We start from the raw sequence: 21828 nt of genomic DNA, 5'->3' as shown, positions 1-21828 counted from the left end.
TCCCGACCCACAAGAGGAGTACTCCATGGGCAATCTCTTCGCAGGCCCTCACCTGTGGATCATTCTGATCATCATCCTGCTTCTGTTCGGCGCGGCGAAGCTGCCTGCGCTGGCGAAGAGCCTCGGTCAGTCCGCCCGCGTGTTCAAGGGTGAGATGAAGGCCATGAAGAACGACGACGACACGGATGCTCCGGCAGCGGACGGCACCACGGCGGCGTCGGCCGGAACGGCGGCACCCTCGGCCGGAACCGCGGCATCCACGGCTGAGCGTCCTGCCGATCAGGACACGCCGCCTCGCGCTTCGTAGGTCGTGACGGAACTGAGCGTCGACGCGCCTTCTGACGAAGGGAAGCGCGATCGGCGGATGTCGCTGGGCGAGCACCTCCGCGAGGCTCGCCGTCGCCTGATCTTCTCGGTGATCGGTCTCGCCGCGGGCATGATCATCGCATTCATCGTGACGGACCCGGTGATCAGCTTCCTCACCGAGCCCATCAACGCGATCAACGAGGAGCGCGGCGCGCAGTTCGCCGAACTGGTCTTCGCGAAGATCTCGTCCGGATTCAACCTGCGCATCCGGATGGCCTTGTCCATCGGCCTGCTGCTGTCCGCGCCGGTGTGGCTGTGGCAGATCTGGGCGTTCGTCATGCCTGGCCTGACCAAGAAGGAGATCAAGTACACGATCGCTTTCGTCGGGGCGGCGATTCCGCTGTTCTTCGCCGGGGGATACGTGGCGGTGCTGGTCGCCCCGCACGTGATCGAGGTGATGTCGAACTTCGTCCCGGACGTCGGCAAGAACTTCCTCGATTCGGACTACTACTACGACTTCATCCTGAAGTTCGTCCTCGTCATCGGCGTCTCCTTCGTCCTGCCGGTCTTCATGGTCGCGCTGAACCTCGCCGGCGTCATCAGCGGCAGGGCGATGCTGAAGGGCTGGCGGGTGGCGGTGCTCGTCGCCTCGCTGTTCGCCGCCATCGCGACGCCCGCGGCGGACATCGGGTCGATGCTGATGCTGGCGGGCATCCTGATCGTGCTGTACTTCGCTGCCGCGTTCGTGTCGCTCTTCTTCGATCGACGCAAACGCAAGAAGCTGATCGCATCGGGTCTCGACCCGGACAATCCCGCCGCATGAGTTCGCCGGCTGAGCGCTATGCGGCCGCACAGGCGGCCGCCCAGCATCCTCAGACGCGCGATTTCGCCGCGCTGCAGAGGTTCGACCTGGATCCGTTCCAGATCGCGGCGTGTCACGCGCTGGAAGGCGGTCGCAGTGTTCTCGTCGCTGCGCCCACCGGCGCGGGCAAGACGATCGTGGGCGAGTTCGCCATCCACCTCGCCATGCAGACGCCAGGGACGAAAGCCTTCTACACGACGCCGATGAAGGCGCTGTCGAACCAGAAGTTCCGCGAACTCGTCGAGGTGTACGGCGCCGACCAGGTGGGTCTGCTCACCGGCGACACCAACATCAACGGCAATGCGCGTGTGGTGGTCATGACCACCGAGGTGCTGCGCAACATGCTCTATGCGGATTCGGACGCGCTGCGCGGTCTGCGCTACGTCGTCATGGACGAGGTGCACTACCTCGCCGACCGGTTCCGCGGTCCGGTCTGGGAAGAGGTGATCCTGCACCTGCCGCAGGCCGTGCGGCTCATCTCCCTCAGTGCCACGGTCTCCAACGCCGAGGAGTTCGGCGACTGGCTCGACACCGTCCGGGGCGACACCGACGTCATCGTCTCCGAGACCAGGCCCGTACCGCTGGAGCAGCATGTGCTGGTGCGGGACGACCTGCTCCCGCTCTTCGACGATCGAGCAGGGGTCGCCACGGCGCAGGTGAATCAGGAGCTGTTCCGCATCCGGTCTTCGACCGGTTCCCGGTACGAGGGAAACCGGCGGGCTCAGGAGTACGTCAGCAGCAAGCATGCGGGACGTCAGGCGCAGCGCCCGCCCCGCGGAGGCAAGCGGCCGGTGCGGGCGTCGAACATGCGGCGCATCGAGCGGATGGACCGCCCCGATGTCGTGCAGCTGCTGGAGCGGGCGAACCTCCTGCCCGCGATCTTCTTCATCTTCAGCCGCGTCGGCTGCGACGCCGCCGTGCAGCAGGTGCGCCGCGCCGGCATCCGCCTGACCACTCAGGAGGAGCGGGCGGAGATCCGCGGGATCGTCACCGAGCGCACACGATCGCTGCAGGACGAGGACCTCGACGTGCTGGGGTTCTGGGAGTGGCGCGACAACCTCGAGCGCGGCGTCGCCGCCCACCATGCCGGGATGCTGCCCGCCTTCAAGGAGGTGGTCGAGGAGCTCTTCCAGCGCAAGCTCGTCAAGGCGGTCTTCGCCACGGAGACCCTCGCGCTGGGCATCAACATGCCGGCGCGCACGGTCGTGCTCGAGAAGATGGAGAAGTTCAACGGCGAGGCACGCGTCGCCATCACGTCGGGGGAGTACACCCAGCTCACCGGTCGTGCCGGGCGGCGAGGGATCGACGTCGAGGGACACGCGGTCGTGCAGTGGACGGAGGGCATGGATCCACAGGCGGTCGCCGCTCTGGCATCCCGACGCACCTACCCCCTGAACTCCAGCTTCCGGCCGACGTACAACATGGCGGTCAACCTCATCGATCGTTTCGGGCGGTCGCGGGCGCGGGAGATCCTGGAATCGTCGTTCGCGCAGTTCCAGGCCGACCGCGCGGTCGTGGGACTCGCCAAGAAGGTCAAGGACGCCGAGGAGTCGCTGCAGGGCTACCAGAAGGCCATGCGCTGCGATCACGGCGACTTCCTCGAGTACGCCGCGCTGCGCCGTGAACTCAGCGACCTGGAGAAGAAGAACCGGAAGGACGCAGGAGGACCGCGAACCGCGCGCGACAAGCGGATGCGGAAGATCCAGAGCCTGCGGACCCGCATGCAGCGACACCCCTGCCACAGCTGCCCGGACCGCGAGGCGCATGCGCGATGGTCGGAGCGGTACTTCAGCCTCAAGCGCGACACCGATCGCATCCGGCGGCAGATCGAGAGCCGCACCGGCACCGTGGCGCGCACCTTCGACCGGGTGATCGACGTCCTGCAGGTCGTCGACTACCTCGACGGGGCGGGCGACGATCTGCGACTCACCGAAGCCGGCCGCACCATGCGGCGGATCTACGGAGACCGCGACCTGCTCGTGGCCGAGTCGCTGCGCCAGGGGCTGTGGCGCAACCTGGACGCGCCGTCGCTGGCCGCGATGGCGAGCTGCCTGGTCTACGAGCCGCGTCGCGACGAGCAGACCGCCGGAGAGCGGGGCCTGCCTCGCGGGGCGTTCCGCATCGCGTACGACGCCACCACCCGTCTGTGGGCGGAACTGGACGACATCGAGCACGACTACTCTCTGCCGCGCACCGAGCCCCTGGCTCCCGGACTCGCCGCGGCGATGCACGCCTGGGCGCGCGGAGGGTCGCTCGACCGCGTCCTGATCGACGCCGACATGGCGGCAGGAGACTTCGTCCGCTGGGCCAAACAGGCCATCGACCTGCTCGATCAGCTCTCCATCGTCGCGGAGGACGGCGAGCTGGCTCGTACGGCGCGGCGCGCCCTCGACGGCGTGCGACGCGGCATCGTCGCCTACGCGGCGGTGTGAGCGTGGGTGTGAAGCGAACTGTCGCCTCCGCGCGCCCGCTGCTGCCGCTGTGGGCTGCCGCATGGCTGGCCGCCGTGGCGGGGCTGCTGATGAATCTGGCGTTCCCGTCGGCGGCGGTCTGGCCCCTGGCGATGGTGGCGGTCGCGCTCCTCCTGGTCTCATTGGAGGGCCGTAGGACGGGGGCGGCTCTGCTGGTCGGCTCCGGCTACGGACTGGTGTTCTTCTCGCTTCTGGTGTCGTGGACGGCGCGCTATCTCGGACCGGTGCCGTGGATCGCCCTTGCCGTGCTCCAGGGCGTCCTCACGGGCGCTTCCCTGGCGCTCGTGGCGCTCGCGTACCGCTGGGTGCCCCGGGCATGGCCCCGGGCCAGGACGGTGGTGCTCCCCGCCGTCGTCGCGGCCGTGTGGACCGTGCACGAGCTCTTCCTGGGCAACTGGCCCTACGGCGGATTCCCCTGGGCGCGGCTGGGAATGACCCAGGCCGAGGGGCCGTTCGCCCCCGTCGCGTCGTGGCTCGGCGTCAGCGGACTGAGCTTCCTGATGGTGTTCGTCGTCGCGCTGGCGATCGAGGTGGTGCGGCTGCGCTCCTGGCGTCGCCCTGTCCGCCTCGCGCCGCTCGTCGTGACCCTGGTCGTGATGCTGTTCGCGCCGCTGTTCCCGACGACGGCCTCCGGAGAGATGCGGATCGCGGCCGTGCAGGGAAACGGGACGACCGGCTACTTCGACGAGCGCGTCGACTACGGCGTCATCGACGCGCAGATGGCGGCCACCGAAGGGCTCGAGGGGGAGGACGTCGACCTGGTCGTCTGGCCCGAGGGCGGCGTCGACTACGACCCGTTCCGGGATCCGTCCACGGCACGCCGACTGACCCGTGTGGTCGCGTCGATGGACGCGCCGCTGCTGGCGAACACCGCGACGAAGCGGGACGGCGAGTACTTCAACACCTCGTTCCTATGGACGACGGACGGCACGGCGGAGGACATCCACGACAAGCGGCATCCCGTGCCCTTCGGGGAGTATGTGCCGGATCGTCCGTTCTTTTACGCCCTGGCGCCGGATCTGATCGGACTGATCGGACGTGAGTACACGCCGGGGACCAACGCTCCCGTCGTGAAGGTCGGCGATGTCGGTGTCGGGCTCGCGATCTGCTTCGACGTCATCTACGACGAGGTCATCCGCGAGGGTGTGCAGGACGGTGCGCAGGTGCTGGTGTTCCAGACCAACAACGCCGACTTCCGGGGGACGGACGAGAACCTGCAGCAGCTCTCCTTCGCGCGGATGCGGGCGATCGAGACGGGCCGCAGCGTCGTGAACATCTCCACGGTGGGGACCAGCCAGATCATTCGGCCGGACGGGTCCACGGTGGCGAGCCTGGATGCAGATGAGGCCGGAGCGCTGCTCGAAGATGTCCAACTGCGATCCGGCCTCACGGCAGGTGTGGTGCTGGGTCCGTGGGTGCAGCTGCTGCTGGTGATCACGGGACCGGGAGCACTGGTGGCCGCCGGCCTGGTGGCGCGGCGGCGCAGATGACTCAGGCGCCGATGCGCTCCTGAGTGGGGTCGTCTCCCGAACCGCGACGTGCACGCACGTACGCGAGCCGGTCTTCGAGGAGCTCCTCGAGCTCATCCCTGCTGCGGCGCTCCAGGAGCATGTCCCAGTGCGTGCGCGCCGCCTTCTGGTCGCTCTCCTCGAGCTTCACCGAGGCACCGTCGACCTGCAGCACGGCCTCGGCGCCGCATGCGCGGCACTCCCAGGTCTGCGGCGGTTCGGCCTCGGCCGAGAACATCAGGGTCGTCTCGTGGCCGCACTCGCACTTGTACGTCGTGGAGCGGCGTTCCATGAACACGACTCCCTCTTCGCTCTGAAGGCTCTGGGCACCCAGCCGGATGCCGCGAAGGCTGCGATCTGCCATTGTGTGGTCCTCTCGTCGATGTCAGGTATAACGTTCGCGCCTGTGCGCTTCATCCACGGGAGCTGGTTCCGTGAGGAACTCACAGAGGAATCCCAGCGCTCCGCTCAGATGAGCGCTCAGACGGCCTTCAGCGCGAGGTCCGCGCGATCGGTGACAATGCCGTCCACGCCGGCGTCGACGAGCCGCCGCATCGTCTCGGGCTCGTTCACCGTCCAGACGTGCACCTCGACGCCGAGAGCGTGAGCGGCGCGGAGCAGGCCCGGCGTCAGCACGCGGATGCCGGCATGATGCTCGGGGATCTGCACGGCGTCGATGTCGCGCAGCAGGCGGGCAGGGGAGAGGCGCACGGTCGAGAGGGTGCGCAGTGCGAGAATCGTGCGCCTGCCGGATGAGGTCGCGGGAGGCATCGCCGCACCGGCCTGCTCGATGGACGCCAGTGCCGCGCGCCGGTTGCGATAGGAGAAGCTGGTGACGAGCACACGATGCGTATGCCGCGCGAGGACCGCCCCGATCGGTTCGGCGGCCGCGATCGTCTTCACGTCGATGTTGAAGCGACTCTCCGGAAACGCATCCAGTGCGTCCGCGACCGTCAGCAGACCGCCGTGCTCGGCGAAGAGCCCGGCGAGGTCGGAGGTGCGCAGCGAGGAGACCGGCCGGGGGTCACCCGTGAGCCTTTCGATCGTGTCGTCGTGGAACAGCACGACGTCTCCGTCGGCTGTGACCTGACAGTCCGTCTCGATGTACTCCGCGCCCGCAGCCTGCGCGGCCGCGAACGCACCTGCTGAGTTCTCCCACAGAGACGGCCCGACCTGGTCCGAGGGCACGAGCCCACGATGGGCGAGGACTCGCGGGTGTCGTGTTCCGGCGAAGAAGGGGTGCGTCACGCGTCCGGCTGCGAATCAGCCGACGCCGGGTCGGTGCGGGGAGTGAACGCCGTTCCTATCCCCTTGAGCGCCTCCGTCAGCTCGCTGGGGATGATCCACAGCTTGCTCGAGGGGCTCTCGCTGATCTTGGGCAGCATCTGCAGGTACTGGTAGGCGAGGAGCTTGTCGTCGGGCCGGCCCTCGTGGATGGAGGCGAAAACGTTCTGGATCGCTTCCGCCTCACCCTGCGCCCGCAGGACGGCCGCCTGCTTGTCGCCCTCGGCCTTGAGGATGGCCGCTTGACGCTGCCCCTCGGCTTCGAGGATCTGCGACTGCTTCGAGCCTTCGGCGGTCAGGATCGCAGCGCGCCGGTCGCGCTCTGCGCGCATCTGCTTCTCCATCGAGTCCTGGATCGAGACGGGCGGGTCGATGGCCTTCAGTTCCACGCGGGACACGCGGATGCCCCACTTGCCCGTGGCCTCGTCCAGCACGACCCGCAGCTGGCCGTTGATCTCGTCGCGGCTGGTGAGAGCCTCTTCGAGGTTCAATCCGCCGACGACGTTGCGCAGCGTGGTCGTCGTGAGCTGCTCGACCGCTCCCAGATAGTTGGCGATCTCATACGTCGCGGCCCTCGCATCGGTCACCTGGAAGTAGACGACCGTGTCGATGGAGACGACGAGGTTGTCCTCGGTGATCACCGGCTGCGGCGGGAAGGAGACGACCTGCTCGCGCATGTCGATCAGGGGCCTCAGTCGGTCGATGAAGGGGATGAGCAGGTTCAGCCCGGGGGCGAGGGTCTTGTGATACCGACCCAGCCGCTCGACGACGCCGGCCGTGGCCTGGGGGATGATCCGAATGGATCGGGCGAGCGTGACCAGCACGAAGATGATGACCGCGATCGCGAGGATCCAGGCGATCGCGGCGGGGAGGAACGAGGAGTCGTCCATCAGTGCTCCTATTCGGTGACGGGGCGGACGATGGCGGTCGCACCGCTGATCTGCGTGACGGCGATGCGGCTGCCGCGGATGATGGCCTTGCCGTCGGCACTGCGTGCGGTCCAGGTGTCGCCGTTGCTGAGCTTCACCTGCCCCGAGATCTCGGTGATGTCCTGCAGCACGGTGCCATGCAGGTCGAGCAGTGCATCCACGTTGGACTTGGTGGGGTCCTCGCCGCGCCGCAGCCGATGCAGCAGAGGCGGTCTCAGGAAGAAGATGAACGCGGCCGCGGCCGCGGCCGCGATGATCACCTGTGCCCAGAACGGCAGGCCGACCAGGTCGGTGACCAGACCCACGGCACCACCGAACGAGAGCATGAGGAAGGTGAAATCGAGGGTGAGCATCTCGACCACGAGGAAGAGCGCGATGAGCACGATCCAACCGATCCATGCCCACTGCTCGATGCCTGCGAGCACTGTCTCCAGACCGTTCATGCGCCCTCCTGCGGTCAACCTATCACGGGGGTGCTCCCGCGGGTCGGCGGGAGCCGCGTTGTAGGGTTGGGAGGTCGCCATCGGAGCGATCACCCGCACAACGAGGAGTCAGAAATGACCCAGGTTCTCCCCGCCGGCTCCCTCGAGGGCCAGGTGGCACTCGTCACCGGCTCGTCCCGAGGAATCGGTGCCGACACCGTCCGCTACTTCGCGGAGGCCGGCGCAGACGTCGTCATCAACTTCCGCAACAAGGCCCCGCGCGCCGAGAAGCTCGCCGGTGAACTGCGTGCGCTCGGCCGACGCGTGCTGGTCGTCGGCGCGGATCTGACCGACCCGGCGTCCGTCGCCGCCATGTTCGACAGTGTGCGCCGGGAGTTCGGCCGTCTGGATGTGCTGGTGCTGAACGCCTCCGGCGGGATGGAATCCGGCATGGCTGAGGACTACGCGCTCACCCTCAACCGGGACGCCCAGGTGGGCGTGCTGCAGGCGGCGGAGCCGCTGATGGGCGACGGCGCACGCGTCGTCTTCGTCACGAGTCACCAGGCGCACTTCATCCGCACGACGCCGACCATGCCGGAGTACGAGCCGGTGGCCAGGTCCAAGCGCGCCGGTGAGGATGCGCTGCGTGAGCTGATCCCCGGCCTGGCGGAGAAGGGCATCGGCTTCACGGTTGTCTCCGGCGACATGATCGAGGGCACCATCACCGCAACGCTCCTCGAGCGCGCCAATCCCGGAGCCATCGCGGGGCGTCGCGAGTCCGCCGGCAAGCTGTACAACGTGTCCGAGTTCGCCGCCGAGGTCGCTCAGGCGGCTGTCGATCCCGTTCCGGCAGACAACACGCGCCTCATCGGCGACACCTCGGATTTCATTCCTGAGTGAGCGTGGCGGCGTCTTTGCGGAGGGTGACGGACCGCACGATCTGCAGAATGCCCAACGCCACCAGCGCGATTCCGGTGAGCCACCAGAACACCGCGACGTAGAACGGTGACAGCAGCAGGATCACGCCGGCGATGATGCTGAGGATCGCGTAGACGATCGTCCACACCCGCGAGCTGCCGTGGTTCAGCAGCGAGAGGGCCACCACACCGTCGATGATCCACGTGATGCCGAGCATGATGCCGATGAACAGCACCAGCGTGGCGGTGAAGGCGAACAGATTCACGAACGCCAGTGCGCCGCCGATGACGTAGAGGACGCCGAGCAGGACGTGTCCGAGACGCGACCATCCGCCGTCGCTCTTCGAGAAGACACCGGTGCCGATGTACACCAGACCCTGCACGATCAGGTAGACGGCGATGATTCCCGCGAAGAACAGTGCGGTCTTGGTCGGCCAGATCAGGATGAACAGGCCGAGCAGCAGCATGATGGCGCCGGAGACGGCGAGGGTCCGGCGGACGAGGGACAGGAACGACTTCACGTGTGTGGATGCGTCGGCCATGACGTGCCTTTCTCGAAAGCTCGGACGATGAGGTCAGCATAGTGCCCGGGTCCGCCGAACGGGGGTCGGCTTCGCTCCGGAAGGATGAGGCGTCGCGCGTGCGACGATAGCCGTGTGACGCAGCATGCGAACTCCTCTGAAGACAGGATCCGCGAACTGACGGCGCTTCGCCGGGTGCGGGACCGGATCGACCGTGAGTACGCGCGGCCGCTGGATGTCGAGTCCCTCGCGCAGGGCGTCCACATGTCCGCCGGGCATCTCAGCCGTCGGTTCAAGCAGACCTTCGGGGAGTCTCCGTACTCCTATCTCATGACCAGGCGCATCGAGCGGGCGATGGCGCTGCTGCGCCGCGGCGACCTGTCGGTCACGGAGGTGTGCTTCGAGGTCGGCTTCTCGTCGCTCGGGACGTTCAGTACTCGCTTCGCCGAGCTCGTGGGCGTGCCGCCGAGTGCCTACAAGGCCGATCCCGGCCATGGTCCGGGTGTTCCATCGTGGTTGGAGAAGCAGGCGACCAGACCGATCAGGAATCGAGAAGCGCGCCGTCCGCCTTCCGAGTAGCGTCGCGGTCATGGAGATCACGATCAAATCAAGCTTCCTCCCGCACACCGACGCCGACGAGTCGGTCGCGTTCTACCGGGACATACTGGGCTTCGAGGTGCGCATGGACGTCGGGCAGGGGCGGATGCGGTGGGTGACCGTCGGTCCGGTGGGCCAGCCCGACACGGCCATCGTCCTGACGCCGCCGGCCGTGGACCCGGGCATCAGCGACGACGAGCGCACCACCATCCTGGAGCTGATGGCGAAGGGCAGCTACGGCGGAATCGTCCTGGAGACGCCCGAAGTGGATGCCGCGTTCGCCGAGATCGAGGCGAAGGGCGCGGATGTGGTGCAGGAGCCGATCGATCAGCCCTACGGGCTGCGGGACTGCGCGTTCCGCGATCCTGCTGGCAATATGGTGCGTCTGCAGCAGTCCGCGTGAACGAAAGGTCAGCAATGGCGCACATCGCCGACAACCATGACCGCATCCGTGTCGAAGGTGCACGGGAGAACAATCTCAAGGATGTCAGCGTCGTGCTCCCGAAGCGGCGGCTGACGGTCTTCACCGGTGTCTCCGGTTCGGGTAAGAGCTCCCTCGTGTTCGATACGATCGCCGCGGAGTCCCGCCGCCTGATCGACGAGACGTACAGCGCCTTCGTGCAGGGCTTCATGCCCTCCGTGCCGCGCCCGGATGTGGATGTCCTGGAAGGACTGACCACGGCGATCATCGTCGACCAGGAGCGGCTGGGTGCGAACCCGCGCTCGACGGTCGGTACCGTCACGGATGCGAACGCGATGCTGCGCATCCTGTTCTCCAAGCTCGGTCAGCCCTACATCGGCGGCCCCACCGCATTCTCGTTCAACATCCCGACGCAGAAGGCGAGCGGGGTGATGACCGGGCCGAAGGGCGAGAAGAAGATCGTCAAGGATGCCATCTACTTGGGCGGCATGTGCCCTCGATGCGAGGGCAGGGGAGCGGTGTCCGACATCGACCTCGCGCAGGTCGTCGACGAGTCGAAGTCGCTCGACGAGGGCGCGATCATGGTTCCCGGCTACACCGCCGACGGCTGGATGGTGAAGCAGTTCTCCGGATCGGGCTTCTATCCCGCCGACAAGCCGATCTCGGCGTTCACCGACAAGCAGCGGCAGCTGTTCCTCTACGGCGAGGTGACCAAGGTCAAGATCAGCGGCATCAACATCACCTACGAGGGTCTGATCCCGAAGATCACCAAGTCCATGCTGTCGAAGGACCTGGAGGCCCTGCAGCCCCACATCCGCCGTTTCGTCGAGAAGGTCGCGACCTTCGCCACGTGTCCGGAGTGCGACGGCACCCGGCTCACGGAGGGCGCTCGGTCGTCGAAGATCGCCGGGGTGAGCATCGCCGACGCCTGCCGGATGCAGGTCACGGATCTCGCCGAATGGGTGCGCGGCCTCGACCTGTCCGGCGCCGGTCCGCTGTTGACGGCCCTGAGCGCGAATCTCGACTCCTTCGTCGAACTGGGACTCGGCTACCTGAGCCTGGACCGCCCGTCGGGCACGCTGAGCGGGGGAGAGGCGCAGCGCATCAAGCTGCTGCGTCATCTGGGATCCTCCCTCACGGACGTCACCTACGTCTTCGACGAGCCGACCATCGGGCTGCATCCGCATGACATCCAGCGGATGAACAATCTGCTGCGCGAACTGCGAGACAAGGGCAACACCGTCCTGGTCGTCGAGCACAAGCCCGAGACCATCGAGATCGCCGACCATGTCGTGGATCTCGGTCCCGGCGCGGGGGCGTCCGGCGGAGAGATCTGCTTCGAAGGGACGGTGGAGGGCCTGCGGTCGAGCGGGACCCTCACCGGTCAGCACCTGGACGACCGCGCCGCGTTGAAGGAGTCGGTGCGCTCCGCCGCAGGTGCCATCGAGATCCGCGGGGCGTCGGCGAACAATCTGCAGGATGTGGACGTGGACATCCCCACGGGTGTCCTCACGGTCGTCACGGGCGTGGCCGGGTCTGGGAAGAGTTCACTCATCCACGGCTCCGTCTCGCCGCGCGAGGGAGTGGTGTCGGTCGATCAGAGCGCCATCAAGGGGTCGCGACGCAGCAATCCGGCCACCTACACCGGGATGCTGGAGCCGATTCGCAAGGCCTTCGCGAAAGCGAACGGCGTGAAGCCGGCTCTCTTCAGCGCCAACTCCGAGGGCGCCTGTCCGACCTGCAAGGGGGCCGGTGTGATCGTCACCGAGCTCGGCTTCATGGACACGATCGAGACGCCGTGCGAAGACTGCGGGGGTAAGCGTTTCCAAGCTGCGGTGCTGGAGTACAAGCTCGGCGGGCTGGACATCACGGAGGTGCTGGACCTTTCGGTCGCGCAGGCGCGCGACTTCTTCTCCGCCGGTGAGTCGAAGATTCCGGCGGCTGTCGCGATCCTGAGCCGGCTCGAGGATGTGGGACTGGGCTATCTGTCGCTGGGTCAGCCGCTGTCGACGCTGTCCGGCGGGGAACGTCAGCGCGTGAAGCTGGCGATCCACATGGGGGAGAAGGGCGAGGTCTACGTGCTCGACGAGCCGACGACCGGCCTCCATCTGGCAGACGTGTCGACGATCCTCGGTGTGCTGGACCGTCTGGTGGACTCGGGCAAGACCGTGATCGTGATCGAGCACCACCAGGCCGTGATGGCGCACGCCGATTGGATCGTCGACATCGGCCCTGGCGCCGGACATGACGGTGGCCGGGTGGTGTTCGAGGGCACGCCGGCGGACCTCGTCGCGGACCGCACGACGCTGACGGGTCAGCACCTCGCCGACTACGTCGGGTCATGAGGACACGGGGCACCGTGCGAGTCAGGCCCTATTCTCGAGTGCATGACGGCACCGAACCAGGAAGAGATCGATGCACGCATCCAGGCGTACTACGGTGAGGTCTTCGACGAGCACGTCCGGCTGACCACCCGGTCGGCCCAAGGCCCTGCGGAGTTCTCGCGTACGCAGGAGATCGTCCGTGGGCACGTCCCCTCGGGAAGGATTCTGGACATCGGCGGCGGTGCGGGCGTCCACGCTCGCGCGTTGCAGGACGCGCGATATGAGGTCGATCTCGTCGATCCGGTTCCACGCCACGTCGCCCAGGCGCAGCGCGCCGGGGTGCGTGCTCGGGTCGCGGACGCCCGAGATCTGCCGTTCCCGGATGCTGACTTCGATGCCGCACTGATGCTGGGGCCGCTCTATCACCTGGCCTCCCGGGACGAGCGTCTTCAGGCGATCCGTGAGGCCGCGCGGGTCGTGCGCCCCGGTGGATACATCTTCGCGGCAGCGCTTTCGCGTTATATCGCGTTCGGGAAGGCCACGCTGGGACGACCGGTTCCAGAGCCGTACCCAGAGGAGTGGGTGGAGCTTGCGGCAGAAGGGACGCCGGCATCCGGCATGCGTTTCCCCGCAGGACATTTCCACACGGCCGAAGAACTGGAGGCCGAGGTCGCTGCGGCGGGGCTCACGGTCGTCGATGTCGTCGGCGTCGAAGGTCCCGCCGGTGGCCTCCTGGAATCGATGGAATCAGCGGGGGAGGAGCTCGTCGAGGCGACTCTTCTGATCGCCAGGGCGGCGGCTTCTCTGCGTGGAATCCGAGACATGAGCGCGCACCTCATCGCGGTCGCCAGAGTGGGCTGAGCGTCGTCAGCACTGCTCCTCGGTCTGCTCGGTGATGATCCAGTCGGCACCAGTGCGCTGTAGCGCGACGGTCCCGCAGTCGCCGCTGAGATAGGTGACGTCGAGCACCGCGTCCGTCTCTGTTTCGGAGAGAGTCTGGATCTCGACCTCGCCGCTATCGCCGACGGCCTTGTAGAGTGCCGCGGTCGTCGACACCATCTCGGCGCAGGAGCTCACCGGCATCCCGCTGGCTTCCAGTTCCGCCAGCATCCGATCCACGAGCGCGTCGGTGAGGTACCCGCATGCGACATCTGCGTCTGGCTCGCGGCTGGCCGCAAGCCAGACGCGGAACGCCTGCTCAGGACTGGTGGCCTCGGATGCACGCGGATCGGTGCTTTCGACCGCATCCGGAGTGCCCGACGGCGCAGCAGGTGACGGAACTCCCGTCGACGACTTGTCGGCGGTGCAGCCGACAGCGGCCATCAGCGCGAGCGCGAATGCGGGCAGGACATAGAACAGACGCAGTGGACGCACCCCGCAATTATGATGCACTCGCAGCCGCACTCGCGGCAGTCGGCACCCACGTCAGAGAATGCCGATAATGCACATTATGTCAGAAAGGAAAACCATCGCGCGGTGCAGAGTTCTGGATCTTCGGCGACGAACACCGTCGCATTCACCGCAGAGCTCTCAGATAGCGGCGTCGTGCGACCCGCTGCGCGACCCGCAGCAACGGGTACAGGGCTCTCCACGGCTGCTGCGGCGCAGGTCGCGTGAGTGAGCGAACGGTGAGCCGCACCTCGCCGCCGTCGCGATGCACGATGAACGCCTCTTCGCCGCTGACGGGATGACCGGGCAAGGTGCGGTAGGCGAAGCCGACGCGATCGCTCTCCTCGACGACGGAGACGACTTCGACAGGCTCCCTGATCGTGATGGCGAGGAGGCGCACGGTGACCATCACCCGGTCCCCCGGCGAGACGGCACGTGGCGGGTCGACGGTGAATCCGCTCGCCGTCTTCACACCCCAACGAAGCACACCCTCCGCCGCGCGGGTCCACACGCCCTCGCCGTGGCCGATGGGCGCCGTGATCTCCGAACGTCGGTATCCGCGCGAGCTCGCACGCCAATCGCGAAGCTCAGGATCGGTCACACCGCACCTCTCCCCCGTCTGTCGCTGCGCGCGCACGGCCAGACTACAGCGGTGCCCCACGGAGACGCATTCCCCGGCATTTCGAGAGCGGATCTCGTCAGATCCGCCCGCGCACGGGAGTGCGCTCCACCGTGCCGTCGACGTCAGGCATGGCCATCTCGGCCCGCACGCCCAGCAGCCGCACCTCCCGGTCGGCGTCGATCGCCGCGCCCAGCTCCATCGCCGCCGCGACGAACTCCGCGCTGCCGGTGGCAGGTTCCGCCAGCTTGCGTCCGGTCGTGCGCGTCTCGAAAGGCGCGTAGCGCACTTTGAGGTGCACGCGTACGACCGGTCTGCCCTCCGCGGCGCAGTCGGCGAATGCCTGACGCGCGAGGTCACCGATGGCGGCGTCGATCTCCGCGCGAGTGGAGAGGTTCTGCTGGAAGGTGATCTCGCGACTGTGACTGCGCGCGATCCAGGGCGTGTCATCGACTACCGCCGGACCGAGTCCGGAGCCGAGCCCCTGATACCAGACGCCCATCTTCGGGCCGAATTCGTCCACCATCTCGGCTTCTTCCGCATCCGCGAGTTCGCGCACCGTCCGGATGCCGCGCTCCGCCAGGCGTTGCTGCACCCGCGACCCGACGCCCCACAGGTCACGGGTGGCCCTCTCCCCCATGACGTCGAACCAGTTCTGTTCCGTGAGTCGGAACACTCCACGGGGCTTGCCGAATCCGGTTGCCATCTTCGCGCGCACCTTGTTGTCGCCGATACCGACCGAGCAGTGCAGCGACGTGGCCTCCAGCACCACTCGCTGCGCCTCCCGGGCGACGTGCTCGGGGTCATCGGTCGTCACGCCCAGAAAGCACTCATCCCAGCCGATGATCTCCAGGATGACGCCCGGCAGTCCTCGCAGCGCACGCATTACGTGGGCCGAAGCATCCTCGTAGGCGGCGTGATCGACGGGAAGGAAGACTGCGTCCTCGGGTGCCTTGCGCGCCGCGATCTTCATCGGCATCCCCGATCCGATCCCGTAGGCGCGCGCCTCGTACGACGCGGTGGAGACCACCGCGCGCTCGGTCGGGTCCCCGGATCCACCGACGATGACCGGTCGCCCGGCGAGCTCCGGACGCCTCAGCACCTCGACCGCGGCGATGAACTGATCCATGTCCACATGGAGCACCCAGGGAATCGGTGTCATTTCTCGAGTCTGCGCGTTCCCGGGCGTTCTGTCACGGACCATTCTGCGGCGCCACCCCGGTGCTACCCGGCGAGGTCAGGCGCCGCCGTGCTGTACACGTCCAGGCCGCCGACGGCGATCGTGACGGCCGCGACCACACCCGCCCCGCGTGTGCTCTCCGTCACCTCGCCGTCGTGCGTGACGCCGATCGTCCGGTCGGGCCCGGCGTCCGCCTCTATCCTCACCGACCGGGCGGTGAACGCCTCGATCGTCCTGAGCCCGCCGCGCCCGGGAACCCGGTCCACCACCGACGATGCTCGTGCCCCGAACGCCAGCGCCACCAGACCGCGAATCCGCGGCATCCTGCCGTAGGCGTGCAGGACGCGCACATCGAGGACGCCGTCGTCGAGACGGCGGCGCTGGAGCGGGACCATGGATGCCGAGTCGTTCCCACCGGTCGCCACCGCGACGGACCAGACCCGGGCTGGACGTCCGTCGACACTCACCGGGATCGCCTCCGCGCGCGAGAGCACCCTGATCGCGGCGACCAGCGCGGCCAGCGGTTTGCCGAGGCTCTTCTCCATCGGTTCGCGCTCAGAGACGAAATCCGCGTAGACGCCGAGGGAGGTCGCATTCAGCACGGTGAACGGCTCGCGTCCGTCCAGGGCGAGCTCGGCGACGTCCACGCGCCGACCGGCACCCGTGCGAACCGCGTCCAGTGCGGCCTCGATCGTCGGGATGCCGGCGGTGCGGGCGAAATGGTTGAAAGTGCCGCCCGGAAACACGATCAACGGGACCCCGTTGCGGCGCGCGGCATCGGCGGCGGCAGCCACCGTGCCGTCCCCACCCCACACGCCCAGTGCCAGCGGGGGGTGCGCGGAGGCCACTGCATCGCGCATGAGGTCTGCGATGCGGTCGCCGTCCTGGAGGGTGTGGACGCGGGCGTTCGGCAGCGCGTCGGAGAGGAACTCGACGGGATCGGGGCGACGCGGGTCGATCCCCGAAGCCCCGTTGACGATGATGAATGCACCGGCACCGTCGAGCAGGGCAGGCAACTCGACGGACGGCGCGGATCGCGCGTGCGGCGCCTCCGGCCGCGCGGGAACCAGGATCCGTCCCAGGACGGCGACCGCGCTTCCCAGCGCCAGCCCCCCGGTCACGTCGGAGAGCCAGTGGGCACCCGTGTGAAGGCGCGAGTATGCGACCGCGGCACCGACCGGCGCGAGCAGGCCGCCGGCGCGGCGGGATTCCAGCGCGACCCCGGTGACGAACGCGGCCGCCGACGCCGAATGCCCGGACGGGAACGACGCCGATGCGGGGAACGTCCGCAGCCGCCGGGGCACCGGCACATCCTTCAGCAGTGGCCTGTCGCCGCCGAAGACCTTCTTGCCGACCAGGTTGGCCAGCACGCTGCCGACGAGCAGGGAGAGCATGCCCCGTACGGCTCCGCGTCGGGAGCGACCGCCGATCACGTACAGCAGAACCGAGATATCCAGCCACAGTCGGCTTCGGTCGGCGAGGTGAGAGAGACGGACGAGGCCGCGGTCCACCCTCGCGGGAGCGCGCCGGCCGTTGATGGCCCGCGACGTGCGGGCGTCGAGCCTGCGCACCCAGCGCGGCAGGATGCGGGCTCGGCGCAGGGCGATGAAGGGATGCCCGATCGGACTCATGGGTCGAGAGTAGATCGTGGATGCGTCGCAGGTGAAGGGGCTTTCCGCCCCGACCAGCGCCTACCCCGGGTGGACTAGTCTCGATGAAGTGACTGCCGCTCCCCTCCCCCATGCGACGCCGGGTTGGCGCGCCTGGTTGATCTGGTCGGTGGCGGTTGCGGCATACGTGCTCGCCATCGTCAATCGCAGCTCGCTGAGTGCGGTCGGCGTCGATGCGGCCGAGCGGTTCCAGGCGGATGCGGCCACGCTGTCTCTGTTCGCGGTGGTGCAGCTCGCGGTGTACGGAGGCATGCAGATCCCGATCGGCGTTCTGCTGGACCGCTATGGTTCGCGGCCGATCATGGTCATCGGGATGCTCCTCATGGCGCTCGGTCAGTTCGTGATGGCGGTGTCCCCCAGCATCGGGGTCGCGATCATCGCCCGGGTGCTGCTCGGAGCGGGCGACGCCGCCATCTTCCCCGCCGTGCTGCGCCTGGTCGCGACCTGGTTCCCTGCCCAGAGGGGCCCGCTGATGGTTCAGATGACGGGCATCGCCGGTCAGGCCGGCCAGCTGGTCTCGCTGCTGCCGCTCGCCGCCCTGCTGCACTCCACATCGTGGACGATCACCTTCGGCAGCATCGCAGGACTGGGCGTGCTGTTCGCCATCCTCGTCTGGTCGATCGTGCGCAACCGACCCCCTGAGCGCGCAGCGGACGTCACGGTGGACACCGAGACCGGAGTGATCCGGGTGGTCACCTCATCGATCGACACTGGCGTCGGCATCCGCGCGGCTTGGGCGCATCCCGGTACCCGCCTCGCGTTCTGGTCCCACTTCACGACCCCCTTCGCTGGCACCGCGTTCCTTCTACTGTGGGGCATGCCGTTCTTGACGGCGGGCGAAGGCCTCTCGAACGCGGCCGCAGCGGGTCTCCTGTCCCTCAACGTCGTCGTGGCCATGGTCCTGGGACCGATTCTCGGCGAGCTCTCGCGGCGCAGTCCGCTGCGCCGTTCACTCGCACTCGTCCTGCCGAGCATCGGCGTGCAGATCATCGCGTGGCTGCTGGTGATCTTCTGGCCAGGGCCCGCGCCGATCTGGCTGCTGATCGTGCTTGTGATGTGCCTGGGGGCCGGTGGTCCGGCATCCATGATCGCCTTCGACCACGCCCGCACGCACAACCCCGCGCATCGGCTCAGCACCGCCACCGGGGTCACGAATTCAGGTGGGTTCCTCGCCGCGCTGACGGCCATCTTCCTGATCGGCCTCACGCTCGACCTCCAGGGGGCAGGAACACCGTCCACCTACTCGATGGATGCATTCCGCTGGGCGTTCTTCACCCAGTTGCCGCTGTGGGCTCTGGGCATCACGATGATCATCATCGAACGCAAGCGCACCCGCATCCGCATCGGGGTCGATCCCGAGCGCAAGCGCCGGCGCTGAGCGGCTACTGCTGAAGTCCCAGTGCCTGGAAGGTCTCCAGGATCAGCTCCACGCTGACGCGCGCCGGAACCTCCGGGTCTCCGTCCTCGAACTCGGTCAGCTCGACGCCCCGCACCTGATCGGTGGGCAGCGCCGCGAAGATGGCGGCGATCTCGTGCGGCAGGAGTCCCTGCTCGACGCGGTACGCGGCGGGGATGTAGCCGGGCTCGAGCACATCCCAGTCGACGTGGATCCACACGTCGCGGTCGCCGACCAGCTCAGCGACCCGAGCGGGGGTGCTCTGCGCGGGAGGAAGCACTGTGACACCGCTTCCGTCGAGCAGTTCCGCCTCGGAAGGATCGATGTCCCGCCCGCCTACGATGATCGCCTGCGCCGGATCGAGACCTGCGCCGTGTCCACTGTCCCACAGCCCGCATGCCGCCGCCAGCACCATGCCGCCGAGATAGCCGGACTCCGTCGTGTCGGGGGTGTTGAAATCGCCGTGCGCGTCGATCCAGAGCACGATGGCATCGGGGAACCGTTCGGCGACTGTCGGAAGCGTCCCCACGCTCGCACCGCAGGTGTTCGTGGCCAACACGGGCACGTTGCCGGCGTCGAGCGATTCGCGGAGTGCGCCGCGCAGAGCGGTCAGGGTCTCGGATGCCGCGGGCAGGCTCACCGTCCAGTCGTCGGTGACCGCCGCAGAGGGCGTGCCGACGATGCGCGGCTCCAGGCCCAGCAGGCGGCCAAGTGCCCGGCCGGCCTTGAGCGCGCCGGGAAGCGCGCCGTCGGAGCGATCCCCGACCCTCCCCTGCGAGATGATGACATCCATCGTGCGTGACATGCGTTTCTCCTCGTGGTCGTCCTACTCGCTCGCAGCGCTTCAACGCCGCGGCGTCCATCCGATCGGTCGCGGGCCCCCGCGGCCTCCGCGATCGACGTCAGCCGCAGCGGACCACCCCTGGGCGGCGTCCGCCGTGTCGAATGCGCCGCGCGCCAACCGCATCCCGACATCGTCATGGTGCATGCGCGGCGCGCCGCCGCGGCGCACGGAGGCACGCACGCTCCAGGCCTCGTCGGCGAAGCCGCCGCCACGGAACACGCGGTAGTCGTCGTACCGCTCGGGGTCGAGAAGGTCCCAGCACCACTCCCAGACGTTGCCGAGGGTGTCGAACAGGCCGTGCAGGTTCGGCAGCCTGCCGCCGACGTCCTGCGGTTCGCTCACCCCGTCCAACGCCGTCCAGGCGACGTCCGCCAGCGGTCCGTAGTGAGGACCGACCGATCCTGCGCGGCACGCGAACTCCCACTCCGCTTCGGTGGGCAGCCGGTACCCGTCGCTGTCGGTGTGCCACGTCACGTCCTCGCCGTCGTAGGTGTACGCGGGGTCGTACCCCTCCCACTCCGAGGCGGCGTTGCAGAAGCGCACGGCGCGCAACCAGGTCAGGTCTCGCGCGGGACGGCGGGGATGCCGGGAGGGCACACCCAGCAGTTCGGCGAAGAGCTCCTCGGTGACCGGATACATGCCGATCTCGAACGGTTCGAGGTGGACGGTCCTGTGCTCCTTGCGACGTGCGTCGTGCAGCCTGACGGTGCCGGCCGCGATGGGCCGCATCGGTGTGAGTTCCACGGTCAGCCGGACACCGGGTCGTGGCGCGCCTCTTCGCCGTCCGGTGCGGTGCGGCGAACGGGCAGCTTCACGTCGAAGATGCGCATGAAGTACTGGCACATCGGACCCACGAGCAGCGCGAAAGCGACGGTGCCCAACCCGACGATGCCGCCCAGCAGCCAGCCGATCGCGACGACCGTGACCTCCAGCGCGGTGCGCACCATCCAGATCGGACGACCCGTCACCCGATGAAGTCCCGTCATGAGTCCGTCTCGGGGCCCGGGACCGAAGTGAGCACCGATGTACAGACCCGTCGCGGCGGCGAGCGTGGTGAGGCCGATGATGAAGAACGCGATACGCAGCCAGAGCAGCTCCGTCTCGGGGATCCACAGGAATCCGACGTCCGCGGACGGGCCGACGAGGACCGCATTGAGAATGGTGCCCACACCCGGCTTCTGCCGTATCGGGATCCAGAGCAGCAGCACGATCCCGCTGACGATGATCGTGATCACCCCGAAGCTCAGCGGCAGGTGCATGGAGATGCCCTGCGACAGCACGTCCCAGGGCGCGGCGCCGAGTACCCCGCGGATGATGAACGCGATGCCGATGCCGTAGAGGAACAGCCCGATCAGCAACTGGACGATCCGCCTCGGCATACGTCTTCCCGTCCTCGTCATCACTGCGGCGTCCGTTCGACCCAGGCCGCGTATTTCGCAGCGCGTCCATCGCCGGAGGACGTGCGGGTGACCCGCCGCCGGACCCAGGGGCCGACGAACTCCCGGTAGTACGCGTAGCCGTCGGGCCCGGCGGCCGGATGCGACGTCGCAGACCACCAGTCGGCCGGCGGTTCGATACCGAGCGCATGCAGCACGCGCGCTGCGACGCGGTGGTGGCCGTGCATGTTCATGTGCAGTCGGTCCTGCGACCAGTAGGGCTCGCGCGACAGCTCGGCGTCCGGCCAGTTCAGCGCACGGATGACATCGGGACGGTCCTCGATTCTGCGCACGACGGCAGCGGACAGCAGGTCACCGCGACGCTGGATCATCCGCCCCATCGGCAGGCGCCCGCTCGGGTTCGCCCCGGACAGCACGATCAGCCGTACATCCTCTTCATCGCACCGCCGCAGCACGCGCGAGAACGCATCGGCGATGTGCTCGATGTCGGCGTTGGGGCGAAGCATGTCGTTGCCGCCGGCATTGAAGGACAGATGGGTCGGGCGCAGCGCCAGCGCCGGCTCCAGCTGCTGCTCCACGATCGGCCAGGCGAGGCGTCCGCGGATCGCCAGGTTGGCGTACTGGATGCGGTGACCGGCGGCGTCCGCCCAGCCCTGTGCGGCGATGTCGGCCCAGCCGCGAACCGTGCCGTCGGGAAGCTCGTCGCCGACTCCCTCTGTGAACGAGTCTCCGATCGCCACGAATCGCACTTCCGCCATGCGCCCCAGCCTA

23 protein-coding genes are annotated in these 21828 nt (G+C 68.0%); 10 read left to right on the top strand and 13 right to left on the bottom strand.

All coding sequences use genetic code 11. From position 1 onward, the window contains the following. Window positions 1-25: 25 nt before the first annotated feature. The 4 genes from tatA to lnt all read left to right on the top strand — a co-directional run bounded on the left by tatA (window position 26) and on the right by lnt (window position 5129). Window positions 26-307 carry a Sec-independent protein translocase subunit TatA gene (gene tatA, locus ACFQY2_RS15505; protein WP_378746901.1) on the top strand — a complete coding sequence of 94 codons (282 nt, stop codon included), beginning with the start codon at window positions 26-28 and terminating at the stop codon, window positions 305-307. A 3-nt stretch (window positions 308-310) separates the two neighbouring features. Then, complete coding sequence (gene tatC / locus ACFQY2_RS15500) at window positions 311-1129, top strand: twin-arginine translocase subunit TatC (RefSeq protein WP_378746900.1); 819 nt, start codon at window positions 311-313, stop codon at window positions 1127-1129. Then, window positions 1126-3600, top strand: coding sequence for a DEAD/DEAH box helicase (locus tag ACFQY2_RS15495; RefSeq protein ID WP_378746898.1), 2475 nt, complete (start codon window positions 1126-1128; stop codon window positions 3598-3600). The genes tatC and ACFQY2_RS15495 overlap by 4 nt, the downstream gene beginning before the upstream one ends. A gap of 89 nt (window positions 3601-3689) precedes the next feature. After that, on the top strand, window positions 3690-5129 hold the full coding sequence (lnt, locus tag ACFQY2_RS15490) for an apolipoprotein N-acyltransferase (protein WP_378747054.1): 1440 nt from the start codon (window positions 3690-3692) through the stop codon (window positions 5127-5129). A gap of 1 nt (window position 5130) precedes the next feature. On the opposite strand, the gene ACFQY2_RS15485 is transcribed toward lnt, so the two are convergent. The 4 genes from ACFQY2_RS15485 to ACFQY2_RS15470 all read right to left on the bottom strand — a co-directional run bounded on the left by ACFQY2_RS15485 (window position 5131) and on the right by ACFQY2_RS15470 (window position 7803). Continuing rightward, a complete protein-coding gene (locus ACFQY2_RS15485; protein WP_378746897.1) occupies window positions 5131-5511 on the bottom strand; it encodes an RNA polymerase-binding protein RbpA in 381 nt (126 codons plus the stop codon). Between the two features lie 116 nt (window positions 5512-5627). Next, window positions 5628-6395 (bottom strand): glycerophosphodiester phosphodiesterase family protein, encoded by a 768-nt coding sequence (locus ACFQY2_RS15480; RefSeq protein WP_378746896.1) that lies wholly within the window; start codon window positions 6393-6395, stop codon window positions 5628-5630. Next, window positions 6392-7321 (bottom strand): SPFH domain-containing protein, encoded by a 930-nt coding sequence (locus ACFQY2_RS15475; protein ID WP_378746894.1) that lies wholly within the window; start codon window positions 7319-7321, stop codon window positions 6392-6394. The genes ACFQY2_RS15480 and ACFQY2_RS15475 overlap by 4 nt, the downstream gene beginning before the upstream one ends. An 8-nt stretch (window positions 7322-7329) precedes the next feature. Continuing rightward, window positions 7330-7803 carry an NfeD family protein gene (locus ACFQY2_RS15470; protein WP_378746893.1) on the bottom strand — a complete coding sequence of 158 codons (474 nt, stop codon included), beginning with the start codon at window positions 7801-7803 and terminating at the stop codon, window positions 7330-7332. 114 nt (window positions 7804-7917) lie between these two features. On the opposite strand from ACFQY2_RS15470, the gene ACFQY2_RS15465 reads away from it, so the two are divergent. After that, entirely contained in the window at window positions 7918-8682 is a 765-nt protein-coding gene (locus tag ACFQY2_RS15465) for an SDR family oxidoreductase (RefSeq protein WP_378746892.1), read from the top strand. Here the strand turns inward: ACFQY2_RS15465 and ACFQY2_RS15460 are convergent. Then, entirely contained in the window at window positions 8669-9241 is a 573-nt protein-coding gene (locus ACFQY2_RS15460) for an HdeD family acid-resistance protein (protein WP_378746890.1), read from the bottom strand. The two genes, ACFQY2_RS15465 and ACFQY2_RS15460, sit on opposite strands and share 14 nt — an antisense overlap. A 114-nt stretch (window positions 9242-9355) precedes the next feature. On the opposite strand from ACFQY2_RS15460, the gene ACFQY2_RS15455 reads away from it, so the two are divergent. The 4 genes from ACFQY2_RS15455 to ACFQY2_RS15440 are packed head-to-tail and all read left to right on the top strand — an operon-like array spanning window position 9356 to window position 13423. Further along, window positions 9356-9799, top strand: coding sequence for a helix-turn-helix transcriptional regulator (locus tag ACFQY2_RS15455; RefSeq protein ID WP_378746889.1), 444 nt, complete (start codon window positions 9356-9358; stop codon window positions 9797-9799). A gap of 10 nt (window positions 9800-9809) precedes the next feature. Further along, entirely contained in the window at window positions 9810-10220 is a 411-nt protein-coding gene (locus ACFQY2_RS15450) for a VOC family protein (RefSeq protein ID WP_378746888.1), read from the top strand. Window positions 10221-10234: 14 nt separating this feature from the next. Then, window positions 10235-12583 carry an ATP-binding cassette domain-containing protein gene (locus ACFQY2_RS15445; RefSeq protein WP_378746887.1) on the top strand — a complete coding sequence of 783 codons (2349 nt, stop codon included), beginning with the start codon at window positions 10235-10237 and terminating at the stop codon, window positions 12581-12583. 42 nt (window positions 12584-12625) lie between these two features. Next, window positions 12626-13423, top strand: a complete 798-nt coding sequence (locus ACFQY2_RS15440; protein WP_378746885.1) for a class I SAM-dependent methyltransferase — start codon at window positions 12626-12628, stop codon at window positions 13421-13423. A gap of 6 nt (window positions 13424-13429) precedes the next feature. Here ACFQY2_RS15440 and ACFQY2_RS15435 read toward each other — a convergent pair whose 3' ends face one another. The 4 genes from ACFQY2_RS15435 to ACFQY2_RS15420 all read right to left on the bottom strand — a co-directional run bounded on the left by ACFQY2_RS15435 (window position 13430) and on the right by ACFQY2_RS15420 (window position 17381). Next, window positions 13430-13936 carry a hypothetical protein gene (locus ACFQY2_RS15435; protein WP_378746884.1) on the bottom strand — a complete coding sequence of 169 codons (507 nt, stop codon included), beginning with the start codon at window positions 13934-13936 and terminating at the stop codon, window positions 13430-13432. 142 nt (window positions 13937-14078) lie between these two features. Beyond that, a complete protein-coding gene (locus tag ACFQY2_RS15430) occupies window positions 14079-14552 on the bottom strand; it encodes a DUF1990 family protein (RefSeq protein ID WP_378746882.1) in 474 nt (157 codons plus the stop codon). A 97-nt stretch (window positions 14553-14649) separates the two neighbouring features. Next, window positions 14650-15732, bottom strand: coding sequence for a DNA polymerase IV (locus tag ACFQY2_RS15425; RefSeq protein ID WP_378746881.1), 1083 nt, complete (start codon window positions 15730-15732; stop codon window positions 14650-14652). A gap of 62 nt (window positions 15733-15794) precedes the next feature. Further along, entirely contained in the window at window positions 15795-17381 is a 1587-nt protein-coding gene (locus tag ACFQY2_RS15420) for a phosphatase PAP2 family protein (RefSeq protein WP_378746880.1), read from the bottom strand. Between the two features lie 88 nt (window positions 17382-17469). On the opposite strand from ACFQY2_RS15420, the gene ACFQY2_RS15415 reads away from it, so the two are divergent. Beyond that, the gene (locus tag ACFQY2_RS15415; protein WP_378746879.1) at window positions 17470-18798 is read left to right on the top strand and encodes a nitrate/nitrite transporter; all 1329 of its coding nucleotides are present in this window, start codon (window positions 17470-17472) and stop codon (window positions 18796-18798) included. A gap of 4 nt (window positions 18799-18802) precedes the next feature. On the opposite strand, the gene ACFQY2_RS15410 is transcribed toward ACFQY2_RS15415, so the two are convergent. The 4 genes from ACFQY2_RS15410 to ACFQY2_RS15395 are packed head-to-tail and all read right to left on the bottom strand — an operon-like array spanning window position 18803 to window position 21815. Continuing rightward, window positions 18803-19621: an arginase family protein gene (locus ACFQY2_RS15410; RefSeq protein ID WP_378746877.1), complete on the bottom strand. Its 819-nt coding sequence runs from the start codon at window positions 19619-19621 to the stop codon at window positions 18803-18805. Between the two features lie 39 nt (window positions 19622-19660). Further along, window positions 19661-20389: a formylglycine-generating enzyme family protein gene (locus tag ACFQY2_RS15405; RefSeq protein WP_378747053.1), complete on the bottom strand. Its 729-nt coding sequence runs from the start codon at window positions 20387-20389 to the stop codon at window positions 19661-19663. Between the two features lie 17 nt (window positions 20390-20406). After that, a complete protein-coding gene (locus ACFQY2_RS15400) occupies window positions 20407-21039 on the bottom strand; it encodes a YitT family protein (RefSeq protein WP_378746876.1) in 633 nt (210 codons plus the stop codon). 20 nt (window positions 21040-21059) lie between these two features. After that, window positions 21060-21815: an SGNH/GDSL hydrolase family protein gene (locus ACFQY2_RS15395; protein ID WP_378746875.1), complete on the bottom strand. Its 756-nt coding sequence runs from the start codon at window positions 21813-21815 to the stop codon at window positions 21060-21062. Window positions 21816-21828: the final 13 nt, after the last annotated feature.

Origin of the sequence: Microbacterium sp. GCM10027623, from assembly GCF_042666935.1 — a bacterium.
Classification (GTDB): Bacteria; Actinomycetota; Actinomycetes; order Actinomycetales; family Microbacteriaceae; genus Microbacterium.
Note: the sequence above shows the minus strand (reverse complement) of the source record. Positions and strands in the feature narration are given on the sequence as shown.